Raw genomic sequence first — 20679 nt, 5'->3', positions numbered from 1 at the left:
ATGTCGGGATACACAGGCTCACGGACGTCCGAGGGACGAGGGAGAATGAGCGACAACAGCCTTCGGCTGGTGTGGATCTACCCCGATCTGCTCAGTACGTACGGGGATCAGGGAAACGCTCTGGTGGTGGAGCGCCGGGCACGGCAGCGCGGTCTGAACGTCACCCGCGTGGACGTACGCAGCGACCAGCCGGTACCGACCTCCGGCGACATCTATCTGATCGGCGGCGGCGAGGACAGGCCGCAGCGGCTGGCCGCGGAGCGGCTGCGCCGTGACGGCGGGCTCAGCCGGGCCGTCTCCAACGGCGCCATCGTCTTCTCCGTCTGCGCGGGCTATCAGATCCTGGGCCATGAGTTCATCAACGACCTGGGCGAGCGTGAGGCCGGGCTCGGACTGCTCGATGTGGTCTCCACCCGGGGCGAGGGCGAGCGGTGTGTCGGCGATGTGCTGGCCGACATCGATCCGCGGCTGAATCTGCCGCAGCTCACGGGGTTCGAGAACCACCAGGGCATCACGCATCTCGGGCCGACGGCGAGGCCGTTCGCGCGGACCCGGCTCGGCCGCGGCAACGGCACGGGCGACGGCACGGAGGGCGCGTACAACGACACCGTCTTCGGTACGTACATGCACGGACCGGTGATGGCCCGCAATCCGCAGATCGCGGATCTGCTGCTGAAGCTGGCCCTCGATGTGAACGCGCTGCCGCCGACGGACGACCGCTGGTACGAGGCGCTGCGCACCGAGCGGGTGACGGCCGCGATGCAGCCCTCCTGACCGTCCCCGCCACCGCTCCCGCCCTCCGTGCCGGCTTCCGGGGCCGGGCGGGCGGGGTGGTGGCGGGCGGGGTGCGGAAGCCGTACGTCCGCGCGCCGGGACCGTACGGACGCGTGTCCAGCAGTCGGACGTGGGTTTCGGTCACGCCGCCGCCCGCCGGTAGGCTGATAAAGATCTGTCCGGACGATGGGGTCCGGCCGTCGGCCCACGTTGCAAAGGTATCCCGGGCAATGCGAATTGGTGTGCTCACCTCAGGCGGCGACTGCCCCGGCCTCAACGCCGTGATCAGGTCCGTCGTACACCGCGCCGTCGTCGACCACGGCGACGAGGTGATCGGATTCCACGACGGCTGGAAGGGCCTCCTGGAGTGCGACTACCGCAAGCTCGACCTGGACGCGGTCGCCGGCATCCTGGCGCGCGGCGGCACGATCCTGGGCTCGTCACGGGTCCAGCCCGCGCATCTGCGGGACGGTGTGGAGCGGGCCAGGGGCCATGTGGCCGAGCTGGGGCTCGACGCGATCATCCCGATCGGCGGTGAGGGCACCCTCAAGGCGGCCCATCTGCTCTCGGAGGCCGGGCTGCCGATCGTCGGTGTACCCAAGACCATCGACAACGACATCGCCGCGACCGATGTGACGTTCGGTTTCGATACGGCCGTCGGTGTCGCCACGGAGGCGCTCGACCGGCTGAAGACCACCGCCGAGTCCCATCAGCGGGTGCTGATCGTCGAGGTCATGGGCCGGCACACCGGCTGGATCGCACTGCACTCCGGGATGGCCGCCGGTGCCCACGCCATCGTCGTGCCCGAGCGTCCCTTCGACATCGGCGAGCTGACCGCGCTGGTCGGCAAGCGCTTCTCGGCGGGCAAGCGGTTCGCGATCGTGGTGGTGGCGGAGGGCGCGAAGCCGCGCGAGGGCTCGATGGAGTTCGACGTGGGCGGCAAGGACGTCTACGGCCACGAGCGGTTCGCGGGTGTGGCCCGGCAGCTCTCCATCGAGCTGGAGGAGCGCCTCGGCAAGGAGGCCAGGCCGGTGATACTCGGCCATGTGCAGCGCGGTGGCACCCCCACGGCGTACGACAGGGTCCTGGCGACCCGTTTCGGCTGGCACGCCGTCGAAGCCGCGCACCGGGGCGAGTTCGGGATGCTGACGGCGCTGCGTGGCACGGACATCGTGATGGTGCCGCTGGGCAAGGCCGTGGAGACGCTCAAGACGGTGCCCGCGGAGCGGTACGCCGAGGCGGAGTGCGTGCTCTGACCGGCCTGCCGCCCGGTCGCGAGGCTCCAGGTGCCCGGCCGCGGCGGCGAACCGCCCCCGGTCGCCGTCGCGGCCGGGGGCGGTTCTAGGCTGGTGCGGACAACCGGCACGAATCCGGCCGGGGTGAGCGGTCACGTCCCACGGGAGCACACGGATGGATCACAGCGGGCACGGCACGACCATGGATCTGCCGCCGTTCACGCTGGGACGGGCGCTGGAGTACTCCCCGGACCTCTTCTTCCTGATCGGATGCCTGCTGGCGCTCGCCCTGTACGGCTGGGGGGTGCTGCGGCTGCGCCGGCGCGGTGACGCCTGGTCCGCCGGCCGTACCGTCGCGTTCACCGCCGGTGTGCTGACCGTGGCACTGGTGATGTGCACCAAGCTGAACGACTACGGCATGGTCATGTTCAGCGTGCACATGGTCCAGCACATGGTGATCAGCATGGTCTCCCCGATCCTGCTGCTGCTCGGCGCTCCGGTGACCCTGGCCCTGCGCGCGCTGCCGGTGGCGGGCCGCGGCCACAAGGGACCGCGCGAGCTGCTGCTCATGGTGCTGCACAGCCGTTACGCACGGATCGTCACCCACCCCGCGTTCACCATCCCGCTCTTCATCGCGAGCCTCTACGGGCTGTACTTCACCCCTCTCTTCGACTTCCTGATGGGGTCCAGGACCGGGCATGTCGCGATGATGGTGCACTTCCTCGCGGTCGGTCTGATCTTCTTCTGGCCGATCATGGGCATCGACCCGGGGCCGCACCGGCCGGGCCATCTCATGCGGATGCTGGAGCTCTTCGCCGGGATGCCGTTCCACGCCTTCTTCGGGATCGCGCTGATGATGGCGAGCGAGCCGATGGTCGCCGCGTATCGCGATCCCCCGGGCTCGCTCGGGATCGACGCCCTGACCGACCAGAACGCGGCGGGCGGGATCGCCTGGGCGTTCAGCGAGATCCCCTCGGTGCTGGTACTGATCGCGCTGGTCTACCAGTGGTACCGCTCGGAACAGCGGCAGGCGCGGCGCTCCGACCGGGCCGCCGACCGCGACGGTGACAAGGAGCTGGCGGAGTACAACGCGTATCTCGCCTCGCTCCGGGCCCGGAGCCAGTAGCGCGAACCCCTTGTCGCGGGCGACGATGGGCGTCACAGCCCCGGCCCGGAGGAGGACCAGATGTCCGGATCCACCAAGACGATGGGTGTGGTGACCGTCGGTGCGCTGGTCCTGGTGACGGGTTACACCGCGGTGCTCGGCAGCAACGGGTGGCTCTGGTTCGGGTGGGTGGTGCTGGGGCTGATCACCATCGCCATGATCGCCTCACGCGGACGCTGACAGGTCACTGACGGACGCTGACGGGCGCTGACCGGCGGTCCCTCGGCCACAGCACCAGGGACGCTAGAGCGCTCCGGCGTCCCTGGCCGTCCAGACCGACGGGTAGAGCGGGCGGAAGCCCAGTTCGTCCCGGATGCGGAGGGTCGAGGCTATGCCGTACCAGGGGTCGGGATCGGTACGCCCGGCCAGTCCCGGGGGTACGGGGACGCCGTTGATCTGGTGTGCCTCCACTGCCGTCAGCGGCGCGTCGTCCGCGATGTTGTACTTGCCCGCCGCCCTCCCCGGTGCGTACAGCAGCCGGATCAGCCCCTGTGCCACATCGGCGTGGTGGACCATCTGGAGCCGCTGGTTGCCCGCCCAGTGGGCCGCCCACCGGAGCGCCTGCGCGAGATGCGGGTCGCCGTCCCCGTAGACGAAGGCGAGCGCGCCGATCCGTACGGCCATGCCCTGCCCGTCCGTGACCCGTCCGTCCACAATCCGCTCGCCGTCGTGCAGCGCGAGCAGTCCCGCCTCCGCCTCGGCCTTGGACTCGCTGTACGCGCCCCACAGCGGGCCGCCGGGCACGGGCTCGTCGTCCTCGGTGAGCGGTCTGCCCCGGCCCGCGCCGTACACGAGATTCGTGCTCACCTGGACGAACCGCCGCACCCCGCTGTCACGTGCGGCCCGTCCCAGTGTGAGCGCGCCGTCGCGGTTGACGGCCCACGCCTCCTCGTCCGGCACGCCGCGGAAGGCCGCCGCGATGTTCACCACCGCGTCCGCTCCCCCCAGGGCGGCCAGGACGCTCTTCTCGTCGCGCAGATCGCCGACGGCGACCTCCGCGCCCAGGGCGGCGAACGGCGCGCCGCGCTCCTCGTCCCGTACCAGCACCCGGACGGTGTCGCCCGGGGCCGTACGCCGGAGCAGCCGCGGTACGAACCGGCGGCCGACCTCACCCGTCACTCCTGTCACCAGAGTCAGCATCGCTCTCTCCTTCTCCCCTTCTCCGTCTTTTCCGTCTTTCCCGCCCCGCCTCTCGGCCGTCGCCTCTCCGGCAGTTGCCGAGTGGTCCCGGCGTGGCGAGTGGTCCCAGCGTGGGCGGGGCGCGGCGGCGACGGGAGAGACGTCCCTGTCCTGGGACCGGCTCTCCCTGGATAGAGCGCGGGCGAGGGCCCATGCTGGGGATGTGGACCGAGAAGAGACCGCGGACTTCCTGCGCCGCTGCCGGGCGCGGCTGGATCCCGGGGACGTGGGGATGGAGGCCGGGCCCCGGCGCCGTACACCCGGGCTGCGGCGTGAGGAGGTGGCCCAGCTCACCGGGATGTCCGTGGACTACTACACACGGCTCGAACAGGGCCGTGGCTCGCGTCCGTCACGGCAGATGCTCACCGCGCTCGCGCGGGCGCTGCGGCTGAGCGAGGACGAGCGCGACCATCTCTTCCATCTCACGGGCGAGGAACCGCCGCGCGACACCCATGCCTCCACCCATGTGCGGCCGGGGCTGATGATGATCCTCGACCGGCTGTACGACGCGCCCGCGCAGGTGATGAGCGACTGGGGCGAGGTGCTCGCGCAGAACGCCATGGCGGCGGCGCTGACGGGCGAGTCGGAAGTGGGCCGCAACATCGTCCTCCGCTACTTCACCGAGCCCGCGGTCCGTGCGCTCTTCCCGCCCGAGACCCATGAGGAGCACGCGAGAAGCCATGTCGCCCAGCTCCGTTCCGTGCTCGCGGCCCGGCCCGCGGATCCGGGCCCCGCGGCTCTGGTGGCCCGGCTGCGGGCGGTGAGCGAGGAGTTCGCGGCGCTGTGGGAGGAGCACGAGGTGGCCATACGGCGGTCTTCGGCGAAGAGCTTCGTCCATCCGGTGGTCGGACGGCTCGATCTGGACTGCGAGGTGCTGCTCAGCGGCGATCAGGGCCAGTATCTGATCGTCCACTCGGCCCGTCCGGGTACCGGGACCCATGAACGGCTCCAACTGCTGCGTGTGGTGGGCCTCCAGGATCTGACGCCGGAACGGTAGCCGCGCAGGAGTCGGCGGGCCCGCCCGAGTGGGCGGACCCGCCGGAACTTCGGGGGTCAGTTGGACTCGGTGACGCGGAGCGCGGGCTTGCCGTTCACGCTCGACGCCTTGGCGGCCCCGAGCGCCCCGCTCCGCAGCGAGTTGAGGATGGCCATGCCCTGGCCGACCAGACCCGCCGCCATGTCGTTGACACCGTCGGTGCCGTTCAGCACGGTCAGGTTGGCACCGGACATGCCCCGGGATGCCGCGTCGGCCAGCACCGGCAGATTCTCCACGAGGCGGTTGGCCGCGATGAGTTCCTGGTTGCCGTCCTTCAGCGACGCGGCACGGGCGGTGTTCGCGTCGGCCTGCGCCTGGGCGAGGGCGCGCTCGGTGTACGCGCTGCCGTCCGCCTCGAACTTCGCCCGGTCACGGGCCGCTTCCGCGAGGGTGCGCTGCCGGTACGCCTCCGCGTCGGCCGGACGCCTGACCTCGGCCTCCAGCCGCTGTGCGGCCAGCTGCGCCTGCCGCTCGGCCAGATGCGTCTGCTCCTCGATGGTCTCCTGCGAGGAGCGGGCCTCGGCCAGCGGTCCCGCCTGCGCGGCACGGGCGTTGACCTGTTCGGTCTCGGCGTGGAAGCCGGCCCGTTTGATCGCGGTGTCCCGTTCGTACTCGGCCTTGAGCGCGGCGGCCTGCTGCTCGCGCTCGGCCGCCTGCTGGTCCGACCTGGCCTGCGCGATCCGTGCCTGGCTCGCGACGGCCGCCGCGTGCGGGGCGGCCAGATTGTCGATATAGCCGGTGGTGTCGTCGATCTCCTGGATCTGGAGCGCGTCCACGACGATGCCGAGCTTCTCCATCTCGCTGTGGCTGCCCTGCTTCACTTCCTGGGCGACCCGGTCACGCTCGCGGATGATCTGCTCCACGGTCAGTCCGCCGACGATGGAGCGGAGGTGACCGGCGAAGATCCGGCCCACCAGTTCCTCCATCCGGTCCTGTTCCGCCAGGAAGCGGCGGGCCGCGTTGGCGATGGACACGGCGTCGTCGCCGACCTTGAACACCGCGACCGCGCGGACCCTGAGCCGGATGCCCTGCTGGGTGACGCAGTCCTCGACGATCTCCGCCTCCCGCAGCGCGAGGGACAGCATCCGCGCCTTCTGCTTGATGGGCATCACAAAGCTGCCGTGCCCGGTGACGATACGGAACTGAGTGTCCTGCGCCTGCCGTTTGGAGCCGGATATCAGCATCGCCTCGTTCGGCGCGGGAACATGCCAGAACAGCATGGTGGACTCCTGTCGTACTGCTCAGTCGTACTGCTCGTACTACTCAGTCGTACTGCTGAGAGGAAAGCTCAAGAAAACTCAGGCGGGGAAGGGCTCCACGATCACCGAACGCGCCGAGATGCACTCCACGACGATCACACGAAGGTTTATGCCGATCGGGTGGTCCGCCCAGGCCGCGTACGCCTCCGAACCGCCCCGTACGGACACCAGGACCTCACCGGGTCCGTCCGCCGGGATCGGGACGGTCACCCTGCCGATCGCGCCGACCGGGCTCTGCGCGGATTCATCTGCCGCGCACATACGTCGTTGCCCGCGCCCGTACGCCGCCCGGTTCATCAGCCGCGATCATGGGACCACGCCTCCTGGAGGGCTGTGCCTCCGACCTCGTCCTTCATCGAGGACGCCCCCGGCGGAGCGGCCGACGGCGACATCCCCTCGATAAACTCACAGTACTCCGCGGCCATCGGGAGGGCGTCCCGACGGCGTACCGGCCGAACCGACGGGATTGGCCGCAGCGCCCTCCGTGCTCAGCAGAACGACCGTCGCGTCGGGTCCGATCCCAAGGGCGTCCCTGCGGCCGGCGCCGGTGCCGGTGCCGACCAGGACGGCGCGGGCCCCGGCCAGCGAGGCCGCCCCGCAGGGGCCCGACGAGACTCCGAGCGCGGCGAGGTCACGGACCGCGAGCGCGCTCTCCTCGTCGGTGACGGCGACAGCGGCGTCCAGACCGGCGCGCAGCAGGGGCCAGGCGAGGGTGGAGGGGGTGCCGCAGTTCAGTCCCGCCATGCTCGTGGCCCCGGTCGCCACGGCGACCCGCCGCCCCTGGACCAGGCTCGCCAGCACACAGGCCGCCGTGTCGGGCTCCACCGACAGCAGGGCGGGCCTGGCGGGACGGCCGCGGTGGCGGGCACCGCCGCGGTAGTGGGTGACGGCGGCCTGGGCGAGCGAGCCGACCCCCACCGGGACGGCCACCAGGCCGGGCGGCCCCGCCCCCGCCCCCGCTGCGGACAGTTGCGCGTCGATCTCGGTGAAGAGCGTGGAGTAGCCCTCGACGATCCAGCCGGGAATCTCCTCGTAGCCGGGCCAGGCGGTGTCCTGGACGAGCACGGCGTCCGGCCCCGCCGCCGCGTCGGCGGCGCGGCGTACGGCTTCGTCGTACGGTCCTGGGACCAGGGTGATCCGCGCTCCCTCGGCCTCGATGGCGGCCACGGCCGCCGGGTGCACACTCCGGGGCACGAACACATGGGCGCGCTGTCCGAGCAGCCGCGCCGTCCGGGCCACGGCCCGGCCGTGGTTGCCGTCGGTGGCGGTCACCAGTACCAGGGGCGGGCCGGGCGTCCGGCCCGCCGGTGGGCCGGGTGCCCGCCGCGCGAGCACCCGACGGACCGCCCAGGACGCGCCGAGCGCCTTGAACGCGGGCAGCCCCAGCCGGGCCGACTCGTCCTTGACGAACACCCGCCCGACCCCCAGTTCGGCGGCGAGGGAGGGGAGTTCAGTCAGCGGGGTGGGGGCGTAACCGGGGAGCCCGGCATGAAAGTCAGGTACCTCGGCCGGGGCGGGTGCGCAGATCCAGCCCCGGTCGGCGGGGCGTGCGAACCAGGTCGTGGCGGGAGCGGGGGGCACAGGAGCCACAGTGCCGCCCCGCCCCGCCATCGGTCCAGCACACCGTGGCCGTGGCCGGTCCGCTTCTCAGCCGGCCTTCTTGACGAACTCCGTGGTGAAGGTCTTGCTCAGATCGACCGTGGCGTTCTGGAGGTTGGGGTTGAACGCCTTCAGTACGCGCTCGACGGTCTCCGGGCCGTCGGCCGGCATGACACCGTCCGTGGTGAACATCGGCAGGGTGCTCCTGATGGACTGCGCGTACAGTTCCTTGCCGCCCTGCGCGTAGTCGGCGGGCATCTTGGCGGCGATCTCCTCCGGCGAGTGCGTGGACATCCACCGGAGCGTCTTCACAAAGGCGTTGGCCAGCTTCTGCACCGTCTCCTTGTGGCCGTTGACCCAGTCGGTGTTCATATACAGGCTGGAGGAGGGGTAGGGGCCGCCGAGCGCCGCCTTCGAGCCTTCGGGCGTCCGCATGTCGATCAGGACCTTGCCGAGCTTCTTGTCGAGGATCTGCGCGACCGTCGGATCGGTCGTCATACCTCCGTCGATCGAGCCCTGTTGGAGGGCCGAGATGAAGGTCTGGCCCGCTCCGACCGCTACCGAGGTGAACTCCTCCGTCTGTACGCCGTCGTTGACCGCCAGGTACTTGGTGAGGAAGTCGGTGGACGAGCCGAGGCCGGTGACCCCGAGCTTCTTGCCCTTGAAGTCCTTGGGTGAGGTGATACCGGCGGCGGCCTTGTTGGAGACCACCTCGACCTCACCGGAGGCGTGCGAGAACTGCACGACGGACTCCACCTGCTTGCCCTTGACCTGGAGGTCGAGCGTGTGGTCGTAGAAGCCGACGACGCCCTGCACATCACCGGAGACGAGCGAGGTGGTGGCCTGCACACCGGCGGGCTCCGTGAGGAGTTCGACGTCGACGCCCTCGTCCTGGAAGTAGCCGAGCTTCTGGGTGAGCATCGCGGGCATGTAGATGACCTTGTCGAGACCGCCCACCATGATCTTGACCTTGCCGCCGGAGCCGGAGTCCGAGGAGTCGCCGCCACAGGCGGTCAGGGTGCCGAGGGCGAGCGTCGCGGCGAGCGCGGCGGCCGGGATCCCGAGATGTCTGTGCATGGTTCACGTCCTTGTGAAGAGGTGCTGGGGCGCGGAAGGGCCCGGGAGGGCTGGAAAGGCCTGGAAGGCCCTGGAAAGGGCAGGGAGAGCAGGGGCGGGGCAGGGAAGTGGGACGGGACGGCCCGGGGTCAGCGATCGGTGCCGGCCTCGACGGGCTTCCAGCGGAAGAGCCGCCGCTCCAGGAACGACAGCAGCCCCTCGGCGAGCAGCGCCACCACGGCGAGGATCACCATGGCCGCGTACACACCGGCCGCGTTGAAGGTGCCCTGCGAGGCGGAGACCAGCAGGCCGAGCCCCTTGGTCGCGCCGATGTACTCGCCGACGATCGCGCCGATCAGCGCGAAGCCGAAGCTGACATGCAGGCTGGTGAAGATCCATGAGGTGGCCGACGGGATGACGACCTGGAGCGTGACCTGCCGGTTGCTCGCGCCGAGGATCCGGGCGTTGGAGACCAGATTGCGGTCGACCTCCCGCGCGCCCTGGAAGGCGTTGAAGAAGACGGGGAAGAAGACGAGCACGACGGCCGAGGCGATCTTCGAGGCCGGGCCGAGACCGAACCAGATCAGGAAGATCGGGGCGAGGACGATCCTCGGCAGCGCGTTGAGCACCTTGATGTACGGGCCCAGGACCTCGGCGAGAAAACGGATCCGGCCGAGCGCGATCCCCAGCACCACTCCGCCGATGACCCCGATGATCCAGCCGAGGAGCGCTTCGTAGAGCGTGTACCAGATCTGCTCCCAGAGGGTGCCCTGCGGGGTCCCGTGCAGGGCCCACTGGCGCATCTGGTCCCAGATCTTCGACGGCATCGAGAAGTTGAAGGGATCGATGACGGCGCTTCTGGCCAGCCACTCCCACAGCCCGATCAGCGCGATGAGAAGCAGTACGCGGGCGCCCTGGACCACGATCCGGTGCTGACGGGCGGCCCGCGCCCTGGCCTGGGTGCGCTCCCCGCCGCCACCGCCGCTGGTGGCGGCTTCGGCCTTGCCGGTCTTCCCGGGCTTCTTCCCGGTCTTGCCGGGCTTGCCGGCCTTGTCCGCCTTGCCGGCGCCGGCGGACGGAACAGTGACGGTCTCAGGCGGCATCGGCCGCACCCCTCTCGCGGGTGATCCGTACCTCTTCACCGAGCGAGGACCAGATCTCCCGGTAGATCTCGACGAAGCGCGGTTCGAGCCGTACGGACTCGACCTTGCGGGGACGCGGCAGGTCGATGGTGAAGACCTCCTTGACGGTGGCGGGGCCCGCCGTCATCACCACGACCTTGTCGGCGAGGGCGATCGACTCCTCCAGGTCATGGGTGACGAAGACGACCGAGGCGCCCGTCCCCGCCCACAGCTCCAGCAGTTCGTCCGACATCAGGGCCCGGGTCTGCACATCGAGGGCCGAGAAGGGCTCGTCCATGAGCAGGAGTTCGGGATCGTTGACAAAGGTCGCCGCGAGCGCGACGCGCTTGCGCTGACCGCCGGAGAGCTGGTGCGGATAGCGGTCCTCGAAGGACGAGAGCCCGACCCGGGCGAGCCACTCACGGGCCCGCTCCCTCGCCTCGCCCTTCGGTACACCGCGGAAGCGCGGTCCTGCCATCACATTGGAGAGGACGGTGCGCCAGGGGAAGACCGCGTCCTGCTGGAAGACGAAGCCGATCTTGTCGCCGATACCGCTGACCGGCTCACCGGCCACCAGCACCTCGCCCTCGGTGGGCTCCTCCAACCCGCTGACCAGCGTCAGCGTCGTCGATTTACCGCAACCGGTGGGGCCGACCACCGCGACGAACTCGCCGCGCTCGACCGTCAGATCCAGATCCCTGACGGCGGTGTGCAGCGCCCCCGACGGAGTCCGGAATGCCTTGCTCGTTCCCCGCAGCTCGATGGCGGGGCTCGTATTGCTGCTCATGGGCCGGGAGGCTAGGAGCGTCATGGGCCGGGGCGGCAGTCTTGTGGGCGCAATCCGTCTTTGTGCGCGCAAACCCCGTTCTGCTCATTCTGCTCACCCGGGAACCACAAAAGCGTGGCACGGGGCTGGGCAGCCGCTCCCCGGCGGCTTACGTTGCGTGCACAGCGATGTTAAGCGGACCGGCCTGTTCCGCGCGGGGAGCGGCCGGGTGATCCCGAGGGCCGGGAGCGATCCGGAGAGCCGGTACTGATCCGGAGAGCCGGGGAGAGGGAGGGAGACGGGATGCGGTTGCGCTGGCCCCGGCGGGTCGCCGCCCAGGTCCTGGTGGTGCAGCTCGCCATCACCACGGGGGTGATGGTGCTGGCCACCGGGCTCTTTCTCGCCCCGCTCGGCTCCGAGCTGGACGACGCGGCCACGCGCCGCGCCCTGGCCATCGCCGAGACCACCGCCGCCGATCCGGACATCGCCGAGGGTCTGCTCACCAGCGCGCCGACTCCGGCCGGTCCGGTGCAGACCGAGGCGGAGCGGATCCGCCGGGCGACCCAGGCGCTCTATGTGGTGGTGCTGGACACCCATGGTGTGCGCTGGTCCCACACCACCACCGCCGAGATCGGCCGGCATGTCTCCACCGACCCGAGCGTCGCGCTCTCCGGTCATGAGATCCGCCAGATCGACAACGGCACACTGGGCCGCTCCGCCCGCGCCAAGGTGCCACTGCTCGACAGCGGCGGAAGGATCGTCGGCGCGGTGTCGGTGGGTATCGCGTACGACAGTGTGCGCCAGCGGCTGATCGGTGCGATTCCCGGACTGCTGCTGTGCGCGGGCGCGGCGCTGGGCGCGGGCGCGCTGGCCGCGCTCGCCGTCTCGCGGCGGCTGCGCCGTATCACGTACGGTGTCGCCTTCGCCGATATCTCGGCGCTGCTGGACGAGCGGGAGGCGATGCTCCACGGGGTCCGTGAAGGGGTCGTCGCCTTCGACCGGCAGGGCCGGATCCGGCTCGCCAACGACGAGGCGGTACGGCTGCTCGGGCTCGACGCGGACGCCACCGGCCGCGCGCTGGACGAGGTGCTGGCGCCGGGCCGTACGACGGACGTACTGGCGGGACGGGTGGACGGCACGGATCTGCTGACCGTCAGCGGCGGCCGGGTCCTGGTCGCCAACCGGATGCCGACCCGGGACGGCGGGGCCGTGGTGACCCTGCGGGACCGGACCGAACTGGAGCTGCTCGGGCGTGAGCTGGACAGCACCCAGGGGCTGCTCGACGCGCTGCGCGCACAGGACCACGAGCACGCCAACCGGCTGCACACCGTGCTCGGACTGCTCGAACTCGGCCGTCATGAACGGGCGGCGGAGTTTGTCGCCGGTGTCGCCAACGCGCACCGGGCCTCGGCGGAGCAGATCGCCGAGCGGGTACGCGATCCGCTGCTCTCGGCGCTGCTCGTGGGCAAGGCGGCCGTCGCGGCCGAGCGCGGTGTCTCCCTGCGGGTCTCCCCCGCCACCCTGCTGCCGGACCGCGTGGTCGATCCGCGCGATCTGGTGACCGTACTCGGCAATCTCATCGACAACGCGCTGGACGCCACCGCCGGGTGCCAGGCCGAGCCCTTCGTGGAGGTCGAGCTGCGTGCCGAGCGCACCACCGTGGTGATACGGGTCTCCGACTCCGGTCCGGGAGTACCGCCGGAGCTGCGCGAGCGTGTCTTCGCGGAGGGCTGGTCCACCAAACGGCCCGCCGCTCCCCCGCTGCCGGAGGAGCCGTCCGATCCCCCGCGTCCGGCCTTCCGGCGCGGCAGGGGCATCGGGCTGGCCCTCGTACGCCGGCTCTCCGAGCGGTACGGCGGTATGGCCCGGGTGACGGCACGCGCGGGCGGCGGCGCGGTCTTCACCGTCGTACTGCCCGAGGCACTCGCCCCGGACGACCTGGCGGGGGACGCTCCGCCCGTCGCCGGGGACGCCTCCCCCGCGCCTCAGCTCACTCCGGCGGGAGAGTCACGGTGATCGATGTACTCGTGGTGGACGACGACTTCCACATCGCCGAGATCAACGCCGCGTATGTGGCGCAGGTGCGGGGCTTCCGTGTCATCGGCCGCGCCCATACCGCCGCCCAGGCCCTGGCCACCCTGGAGCGCGCCCATGTCGATCTCGTCCTGCTCGACCACTATCTGCCGGACGAGACGGGCCTGACGCTGGTGCGGCGGATGCGGCAGCTCGGCCACCACGCCGATGTGATCATGGTGACGGCGGCCCGTGATGTGGCCACGGTGCAGGCCGCGATGCGGTACGGAGCGCTCCAGTACCTGGTCAAACCGTTCAGCTTCGCCGGGCTGCGGGCGCGACTCGACGGCTATGCCGCCATGCGCCGCACCCTCGACGGTGTCGGTGGGCGCGGGGAGGCGGGCCAGGAGCAGGTGGACCGTATCTTCAGCGCGTTCAAGATCGCGGACGCCCCTCGCTCGGAACTTCCCAAGGGCCACTCCGTGGCGACCGTCGCCCTCATCCGGCGCACGCTGGGCGAGGCCGAACACCCGCTCTCCGCGCACGAGGTCGCCGAACGCACCGGTGTCAGCCGCTCCACGGCCCAGCGCTATCTCAAGTATCTGGAGCGGACCGGGCATATCAGTCTGACCCTGAAGTACGGCGACACCGGCCGCCCGGAACACCGCTACGCGTGGGCGCCCACGAGCTGAGAGCGGCGCCGACGAGCGGGCGCCGACGAGCCGGGACCCGTGGGCACGCGTCGTACCGGGCCGGCTCCGAAGGCCGGCGCGGTACGACGGAGGCGCGGGTGGTCAGCCGCTCTTGCGGGCGACGGCGCCGTACATGGCTATGTCACGGTCGTCTATGGGTTCCTGGTCGGGGTCGGGCCGCCAGTGATGGACCTGCGTCAGCCCGGGTTCGACCAGATCGAGGCCCGCGAAGAAGCTCTCCGCCTCGGCATGGGTACGGAGCTGCATGGGCATACCACGGCTGGCGTACTCGGCGGCGACCCGGCCGACCTCGACCGGAGCGAAATCGGCGGTGCCGATGGTCATGGCCAGAAAGCTGCCCACGGGCAGCGGGTCGAGCAGCCGCTGGACGAGGCCGTGATCGTCGTCGCTGTCGAGAATGAAGTGCAGAATGCCGATGATCATCAGTCCGACCGGCTCCTTCAGATCCAGGAGTTCCTGAAACTGGGGGGAGCCGATGATGGCCTCGGGGTCCCGCATATCGGCGTCGACATACGCCGTACGGCCCTCGGGGGAGCTGGTCAGCAGCGCGCGGGCGTGGGCCAGCACGATCGGGTCGTTGTCGACATAGACGATCCGGGCGTCGGGGCGTTCCTGCTGCACCACCTCGTGCACATTGGGCGAGGTCGGCAGGCCTGTGCCGATGTCCAGGAACTGCCCGATGCCCTCCTCCCGCGCCAGATGGCGGGCCGCGCGGTGCATGAACTCCCGGTTGGCGCGCATATGGACCGGCAGCGCCGGCCACCCCTCGCACATCGCGTCACCGGCCTCCTGATCGACCGGATAGTTGTCCTTGCCGCCCAGGATGTAGTCGTAGACGCGCGCCGAATGCGCCTCGCCGGTGTTGAAACGGTCGTCCGGAGAGCCCTGCGGTGCCACCTTCACTCCTCCCGGGTACCGGGACCCGCGTCATGGGGTACCCGTGTACCAGTCCCGGTCCCATCGGCGCCCGGCCAGGCCCGGCCCCGATCAAAGCCTTGGCCCGAGTCTAAGCGCTCAGTGATCTTTTGCGGTATGGCCGGTATGGCCGGACCGGCACCGCAAGGGGAGTGACGGAGGGTGGCGGCAGGGGCCGGGGAGGGGCCGTCATCGGCGAGCGCCCGGCGTGACGCCGAGCGCGCTGGGTACCGGTGCGCCGCGCGTGCTATTTCGCGAGCGCCGCGCGTTCGATGCTGGCGGCGAACAACGGGGTTTCACGGTTGTTGTGGTCACTGGAGGCCAACTGACGCTCGTGCGCCGCCTGTTCGAAGGAAATGTCATGTTCCTTGAGGAAGACGAGGAATTCCTCCGTGGGATGCGAGACCACCGAATTGGCGTATTCGCAGCGGTCGTCGTCGATCGGCCTGGCGCTCAGATCCCAGACCACCTGCACCTGCGTCCGCCCCTGGAGGGTGTAGACATCGGAGGTGGAGACCATATGGCAGTGGTCGGCCTGGGTGATCTCCCCGACATAGTGCTGGATCACCAGTCCGGTACCGATCATTTCGACATTGATCGACATAGGACGCCCGTCGTCGGTCGTGGTGGCTCCGGCGGCTATGTGATCGGGGGGCGCGCAGCGCTGATATTCGGCGTCCGGAAGACCGAAGAGCCAGGTGGCGATATCCACTTTCCCGATCGGCGCACGGATCGGGGCGTGGACGGTCGATTCCGAGAGAACGAGATCGGAACGCACGGTCGTCATGTCCTTACCTCCTTGACATGGACTGTCGGTGGCAAGGACGTCGTTCTTCGCATTCTCTGCCGCCATACGGGCCCATTTCCGTATCACTTTATTTTGCGGGCCGACCGTCCACATCTTGAGCGCCCCGAGCCGCCCGGCACGACCACGCTCCGCGACCGGACACTCACGGAGCGGCGGCTTGACAGACAGTCAGGTGCGCCACTAAATCTAGCGACATGACATTCATTTCCAATAGAAGAGACCAGTGATGCGTGTCGCGTTCGTCGGAAAGGGCGGCAGCGGCAAGACCACGCTGTCGGCCCTCTTCTCCCGTCATCTCGCGCGCTCCGGCGCGCCCGTACTCGCCATCGACGGCGACATCAACCAGCATCTCGCCGATGCTCTCGGCTCCGGTGCGGACGAGGGCGCGGGCGGAGACGGAGGCGGGAGCGGCTCCTTCACCGCCCCGCCGCTCAGTGCGCGGCTGGCGGAGATCAAGGACTGCCTGCGGGGCGGCAATCCGCTCATCGCCTCACGGGAAGCCATGATCAAGACCACTCCGCCGGGACGCGGCTCCACCCTGCTCCGTCTGCTCGGTGACGATCCGGTGCACACCCGCCATGTACAGGAGGTGGGCGGGGTTCCGCTGATGGTGACCGGTGAGTTCGACGAGAGCGATCTGGGAGTGGCCTGCTACCACTCCAAGCTCGGCGCGGTGGAGCTGTATCTCAACCATCTCGTCGACGGGCCAGGCGAGTATCTCGTCGTCGACATGACGGCGGGCGCCGACGCCTTCGCCTCCGGTCTGTTCACCCGGTTCGACCTGACGTTCCTGGTCGCCGAACCCACCCGTAAAGGTGTCTCGGTCTACCGCCAGTACCGCGACCACGCACGGGAGTTCGGGATCCCTCTCGCGGTCGTCGGCAACAAGGTCACCGGGGAGGACGATCTGCTCTTCCTCAAGGAGCATGTCGGCGACGATCTGCTGGCCCACTGTGTGCACTCGCCGTTCGTACGGGCCCAGGAGCAGGGGCGGGCCCGGGGAGATCTGGAGGCGCACAATCTCCACGCCCTGGAGCGGCTGCGCTCCGCGCTCGACGCCCGTACGAAGGACTGGACGGCCTTCCAGAAGCATGCCGTCGAATTCCATCTGCGCAACGCCACGGCCTGGGCCAACCGGGCAACGGGCATCGACCTCGCCACCCAGATCGACCCCGGCTTCGAACACGGCCCGGCCGCCCTGATGTCCGCGCTCTGACGCCGACGGCCTGACGTCGATGGTCTGACGTCGACGCTCCGATGGCCACGGTCCGATGCCGACGGTCCGGCCGCACTCCGGCCGCGCCCGTACCCCCATCAACACCTAGCGAGAGGACACCTCCTCATGTCACTCGATGTCTCCCCCGAACTGCTCGCCGACGCCGAGCGGGGCGAAGTCCGCGAAGACGACTTCGTGACCACCGTGCGTACGTCCCTTCCGTACGCGTACGACCTGATCGCCGGACTCGTCGAAGAACTGCGGGCCGGTACGGGCGAGTTCGCCGACAACCACACCCCGCCGCCCTCGGAGAAGGACCGCGGCCAGCTTCTGCGGGCACTGTCCAGCGACGCCATCCGCGGCAGTCTGGAGCGGCACTTCGGTGTGGGCCTGGCCTTCATGAACTGCCACCGGGTCGCCGTCTTCCGGCCCGAGGCGGTCGGCGGCGGTACGCACACCCGGTTCACCTCGCTGCGCTCGCAGATCCTCAACCAGTCACCGGAGTTCCGCGACTGCTGAGCCCGCCGCGGGTGGCGGGCGGCGGGCGGCCTGGGCAAGGGCCGTCCGGGCAGGGACCGTCCGGGCAGAGACCATCTGTGCGAGGACCACCCGAGCGAGGAGCGGGCCCCGGCTGCGCCCCGGGGCCCGGTCTCCTTCAGTGTCGCAGTTCCCGGTACGACGGTGCCACCTGGTGAGCGCGCGTATCCTCTCCGACACCTGTACGCATACCGGCAGTGCCCACCCTCCGGAGTGAAAGGCTCCGAACTCCCTGTCGCGGCAAGGCGGTCTGTCTAGGCTGAGGCGCCCATGGAGCGACAAGGGGAGGCCATGCCCATCCCGATCATCACCGCGGACCCGGCGCGGGCGGGGAACGCGGACGGACGGCGAAGGTCCTCGGCAGGCGGCCGGAAGACCGCCCGATGACACTGCCCGACCCCGCCGCCTCCCGCGCCGTGCTCATCGGCGTCGACGAGTACACGGTCCTGGACCCACTGCCCGCGGTGGCCAACAACATCGCCGGTCTCGCCAGGCTGCTCACCGGACCCGGCTCATGGGGCCTGCCGGCCGAACACTGCGTCGTACTGTCCAACCCGCGGACTCCCGGCGAGGTCCTCGACGCGGTCCACACCGCCGCGGCCCAGGCGAAGGACGCGTTCCTCGTGTACTTCGCGGGACACGGACTGCGGGCGCGGGACATGGATCTCCATCTGGCACTGCCGGACTCGCGCCCCGGTCGTCTCTACCACGCGGTGGACTACGACGACATCCGCGAGCAACTGGTCCATGAGTGCAGGGCGCTGAGCCGTGTCGTCATCCTGGACTGCTGCTACGCCGCCGCCTCCATGCGCGGCTATATGGGCCGGCCGGACGACCTCGCCGATCTCGCCGACCGCAGCAGTGTGGAAGGCACCTATGTGATGGCGGCGTCGGGCGAGACGAAGCCCGCCCTCTCCCCGGCGGGCGAGCACCACACCGCGTTCACCGGCGAGTTGCTGAAGGCGGCCACCGAGGGGGTGCCCGACGGCCCGGAGATCCTCGATATGAGGACGCTCTTCCGGCATGTGCGGCGGGAACTGGTCGCGAAGAGCCGCCCGGTGCCCCAGCAGCGCGCCCGCAACGGCGGCCACAGCATCGCCCTCACCCGCAATCGCTGGTCCCCCACCCCGGGTCCCGAGGCCGCCGCCTACGCCTCGGCGCTTCGGGAGCTGTTCCGGTCGGCCACCGAACGAGGCGCCGCTGCCGGTCCAGGGACTCCCGCCGGTCGGGGAGCTGACGCCAGGTCAGAGACCCCCTCCGGTCGAGGAGCTGACGTCGGATCAGGGACCCTCGCCGGTCGAGGAGCTGACCTTGGACCGCTCGCCGCCCGAGCCTCGGTCACCGTCAGCACCGTTCAGCGGTATTTCCGGGGAGAGCGCGTCGCCCCGAGGGAGTTCCTGGCACGGCTCGCCGAGATGTCGGCCGCCCATGGTGCCGTACCGTCCGCGGCGGAGCTCGACCGTATCCACGGCCTGCGGCGTGCGGCGCAGAAGGCCGCGCCTGACGACTCGACGCGACTGCTGTACTGGCAGGAGGAAGTCGAACGGCTCCAGGCCGCACTCGCCATGGCGCTCGACCGGCTTCATGGTCAGGAGCGGAGCGCCGGCCGTGCACTGGCCCTGGTCGAGGAGCGGCTGGCCGGGCTCGGCCGTGAACTGGCCGACGCGCACGTCCGTATGCGGCGCGCGGAGAGCGAGCGGGACGAAGCGATCGCGCTGGCCGACGCGCGACGGCACCAGCTCGATCACGCGCGCGACTACACCCGCCGGATCGAGGACGAACTGACGCGGCAGACGGGCCTGGTCCAGCGGCTGGAGACAGAGGTGAAGGTGCTCCAGGGGCAGGTGGGCCGACTCCTCGCCGCGGAAGCCCCGCCCCGGACCGGGGAACCGGAGTCTCTGGTCGGCGCCGTTCCCCGGGCCACCGACGCGCACGCGACGGCGGGCGCCGGGACGCGGACGCGGGAACGTCCGCCGCAGGCCTCCGGGCAGCCTTCCGCCCCCGGGGAAGGAACCACCACATCCGCCACGGGACCGGTCAGGGGCGGCTGTCTGTTCGGCGCCCTCATCACACTCGGCCTGCTCTACACCGTGGCCTCCTGCGAGGTCAGTACCTGGGACGTACCGCTGAGGTTCGACAGTGGCAGAAAGCCCGCCTCGGTGGAGAAGCCGCACTACTCCGCCGTGTCAGGACCGCGCCATGTCTGGGATGTGACGGAGCGGGTCGACAGTACCTTCCGGCCCGACGGCGACGGCGCGGCCGACACCCTGCGCGGCGACCTCACCGTCTCGCTGCCCGCCGGGTGCGAGGACAGGACCGTCGACTGGGAGATCGCCGTCGACGGCGTGCGTACGGGACACGGCTCACTGACCGGGAAGCGGGAACACCTGGTGCCCGTCGAGTACGGCCTGCCGCGCACCCCCGAGACCGTCACACTCACCGCCCGGTGGGACGGCGGCACCGGCTCCTGCGGCGACTTCGGCCTGGTCTGGAACATCCCTCGGCTGACCAAGGACTTCACGTTCCTCGGCTTCTGAGCCGGTCGAGGACAGCACGGGCGGCGACCGACGAGGAAGGGCGAGCGGGGAACGCGGGTGGGGGCACGGGTGGAACACGGAAGCAAGCGGGGAGAGTTCTGGGGAGCGGGCGCTCTGGGCCTGCTCGCCTGTACGGTCTTTCTCGCCATCAATCTGGGGTCCTGCACCACCACCCCGCTGCCGCTGGAGCACTCCGGCGGCGCGTCGCCCCTCGTCGAGTCCAGGACCGTGGGGTCGAGACCCGCCGCTCGTACGGTGGATCATCACCTATGGGACGTACGAAAGCGTCTCACCAGCTCCTTCACGGTGGAACAGCTCTTCGGCGATGGTGAGATCACCCGTCTGCTGGGCCACTTCGACATCTCGGTGCCGCCGGGCTGCGCCGACCGGACCGTCCACTGGGAGATCACCGCCGACGGCGAGCGGATCGGGCAGGGCCGGCTGCGCTGGCTCCGGAAGTACGAGGTCCCCACCGAACTGCCGGTCCACGGCGCCCCTGCCACGATCACGGTCACGGCGTGGTGGAACGGCGGCACCGGTACCTGTCCGTCGTTCGCCCTGGGCTGGGACGACGCGGGTCTGGACCGGGAGGCGGACTTCAACTTCCTGGACCCGGACTTCTACCCCGGCTGAGACCCGGGCCCCTGCCCCGGCCACGGACTCCTGCCCCGGCTGAGATCCGGACTTCCACCCCGGCCGCGGACTTCTGCCCCGGCAGGCCCCGCCGCCGATGCGGTGGATACGGGGCCT

Annotated in this window: 20 protein-coding genes; 11 read left to right on the top strand and 9 right to left on the bottom strand. The window is 70.3% G+C overall.

Annotated features, from left to right (window positions below; translation table 11 throughout):
- The first annotated feature begins 45 nt into the window (after window positions 1-45).
- From OG214_RS33325 to OG214_RS33310, 4 genes are all read left to right on the top strand, one after another.
- The gene (locus tag OG214_RS33325; protein WP_363082429.1) at window positions 46-774 is read left to right on the top strand and encodes a glutamine amidotransferase; all 729 of its coding nucleotides are present in this window, start codon (window positions 46-48) and stop codon (window positions 772-774) included.
- Window positions 775-1004: 230 nt separating this feature from the next.
- Window positions 1005-2030, top strand: a complete 1026-nt coding sequence (locus tag OG214_RS33320) for a 6-phosphofructokinase (protein ID WP_363082430.1) — start codon at window positions 1005-1007, stop codon at window positions 2028-2030.
- A 154-nt stretch (window positions 2031-2184) separates the two neighbouring features.
- Window positions 2185-3135: a cytochrome c oxidase assembly protein gene (locus OG214_RS33315; RefSeq protein ID WP_405986815.1), complete on the top strand. Its 951-nt coding sequence runs from the start codon at window positions 2185-2187 to the stop codon at window positions 3133-3135.
- Between the two features lie 60 nt (window positions 3136-3195).
- Entirely contained in the window at window positions 3196-3354 is a 159-nt protein-coding gene (locus OG214_RS33310; protein WP_169922709.1) for a hypothetical protein, read from the top strand.
- Window positions 3355-3417: 63 nt separating this feature from the next.
- Here the strand turns inward: OG214_RS33310 and OG214_RS33305 are convergent, their stop codons facing one another.
- Window positions 3418-4314 (bottom strand): NAD-dependent epimerase/dehydratase family protein, encoded by an 897-nt coding sequence (locus OG214_RS33305; RefSeq protein WP_405986814.1) that lies wholly within the window; start codon window positions 4312-4314, stop codon window positions 3418-3420.
- A gap of 202 nt (window positions 4315-4516) precedes the next feature.
- Here OG214_RS33305 and OG214_RS33300 point away from each other — a divergent pair, with 202 nt between their 5' ends.
- Window positions 4517-5350: a helix-turn-helix transcriptional regulator gene (locus tag OG214_RS33300; protein ID WP_405986813.1), complete on the top strand. Its 834-nt coding sequence runs from the start codon at window positions 4517-4519 to the stop codon at window positions 5348-5350.
- Between the two features lie 56 nt (window positions 5351-5406).
- On the opposite strand, the gene OG214_RS33295 is transcribed toward OG214_RS33300, so the two are convergent.
- The 6 genes from OG214_RS33295 to OG214_RS33270 form a co-directional block, all read right to left on the bottom strand.
- On the bottom strand, window positions 5407-6609 hold the full coding sequence (locus OG214_RS33295; RefSeq protein ID WP_363085496.1) for a flotillin family protein: 1203 nt from the start codon (window positions 6607-6609) through the stop codon (window positions 5407-5409).
- Between the two features lie 78 nt (window positions 6610-6687).
- Window positions 6688-6945 carry a hypothetical protein gene (locus tag OG214_RS33290; protein ID WP_363085497.1) on the bottom strand — a complete coding sequence of 86 codons (258 nt, stop codon included), beginning with the start codon at window positions 6943-6945 and terminating at the stop codon, window positions 6688-6690.
- 108 nt (window positions 6946-7053) lie between these two features.
- Window positions 7054-8259 carry a diaminopropionate ammonia-lyase gene (locus OG214_RS33285; protein WP_405986812.1) on the bottom strand — a complete coding sequence of 402 codons (1206 nt, stop codon included), beginning with the start codon at window positions 8257-8259 and terminating at the stop codon, window positions 7054-7056.
- Between the two features lie 36 nt (window positions 8260-8295).
- A complete protein-coding gene (locus OG214_RS33280; protein ID WP_405986811.1) occupies window positions 8296-9324 on the bottom strand; it encodes an ABC transporter substrate-binding protein in 1029 nt (342 codons plus the stop codon).
- Window positions 9325-9452: 128 nt separating this feature from the next.
- Window positions 9453-10406, bottom strand: coding sequence for an ABC transporter permease (locus tag OG214_RS33275; protein ID WP_405986810.1), 954 nt, complete (start codon window positions 10404-10406; stop codon window positions 9453-9455).
- Complete coding sequence (locus OG214_RS33270) at window positions 10396-11211, bottom strand: ABC transporter ATP-binding protein (protein ID WP_363082974.1); 816 nt, start codon at window positions 11209-11211, stop codon at window positions 10396-10398. Before OG214_RS33270 ends, OG214_RS33275 begins: the two co-directional genes overlap by 11 nt.
- A 282-nt stretch (window positions 11212-11493) precedes the next feature.
- Here OG214_RS33270 and OG214_RS33265 point away from each other — a divergent pair, with 282 nt between their 5' ends.
- Together OG214_RS33265 and OG214_RS33260 are read left to right on the top strand one after the other, a co-directional pair.
- Entirely contained in the window at window positions 11494-13206 is a 1713-nt protein-coding gene (locus tag OG214_RS33265; protein ID WP_405986809.1) for an ATP-binding protein, read from the top strand.
- Window positions 13203-13895 (top strand): response regulator, encoded by a 693-nt coding sequence (locus OG214_RS33260; protein WP_363082976.1) that lies wholly within the window; start codon window positions 13203-13205, stop codon window positions 13893-13895. Before OG214_RS33265 ends, OG214_RS33260 begins: the two co-directional genes overlap by 4 nt.
- 102 nt (window positions 13896-13997) lie before the next feature.
- Here OG214_RS33260 and OG214_RS33255 read toward each other — a convergent pair whose 3' ends face one another.
- Both OG214_RS33255 and OG214_RS33250 read right to left on the bottom strand, forming a co-directional pair.
- Entirely contained in the window at window positions 13998-14813 is an 816-nt protein-coding gene (locus OG214_RS33255; protein WP_405986808.1) for an SAM-dependent methyltransferase, read from the bottom strand.
- A 265-nt stretch (window positions 14814-15078) separates the two neighbouring features.
- Window positions 15079-15618 carry a hypothetical protein gene (locus tag OG214_RS33250; protein WP_405986807.1) on the bottom strand — a complete coding sequence of 180 codons (540 nt, stop codon included), beginning with the start codon at window positions 15616-15618 and terminating at the stop codon, window positions 15079-15081.
- A 247-nt stretch (window positions 15619-15865) separates the two neighbouring features.
- On the opposite strand from OG214_RS33250, the gene OG214_RS33245 reads away from it, so the two are divergent.
- The 4 genes from OG214_RS33245 (at window position 15866) to OG214_RS33230 (ending at window position 20562) form a co-directional block, all read left to right on the top strand.
- Window positions 15866-16855: an ATP-binding protein gene (locus OG214_RS33245; protein ID WP_405986806.1), complete on the top strand. Its 990-nt coding sequence runs from the start codon at window positions 15866-15868 to the stop codon at window positions 16853-16855.
- A 126-nt stretch (window positions 16856-16981) separates the two neighbouring features.
- The gene (locus tag OG214_RS33240; protein ID WP_363082979.1) at window positions 16982-17374 is read left to right on the top strand and encodes an SCO5389 family protein; all 393 of its coding nucleotides are present in this window, start codon (window positions 16982-16984) and stop codon (window positions 17372-17374) included.
- A 401-nt stretch (window positions 17375-17775) separates the two neighbouring features.
- Window positions 17776-19929, top strand: coding sequence for a caspase, EACC1-associated type (locus tag OG214_RS33235; RefSeq protein ID WP_405986805.1), 2154 nt, complete (start codon window positions 17776-17778; stop codon window positions 19927-19929).
- Between the two features lie 69 nt (window positions 19930-19998).
- Window positions 19999-20562, top strand: a complete 564-nt coding sequence (locus OG214_RS33230) for a hypothetical protein (RefSeq protein ID WP_405986804.1) — start codon at window positions 19999-20001, stop codon at window positions 20560-20562.
- Window positions 20563-20679: the final 117 nt, after the last annotated feature.

It is taken from the genome of Streptomyces sp. NBC_00872 (assembly GCF_045161915.1).
In the GTDB taxonomy this organism is placed as follows: Bacteria; Actinomycetota; Actinomycetes; order Streptomycetales; family Streptomycetaceae; genus Streptomyces.
This window is presented reverse-complemented; position numbering and strand designations above follow the sequence as displayed.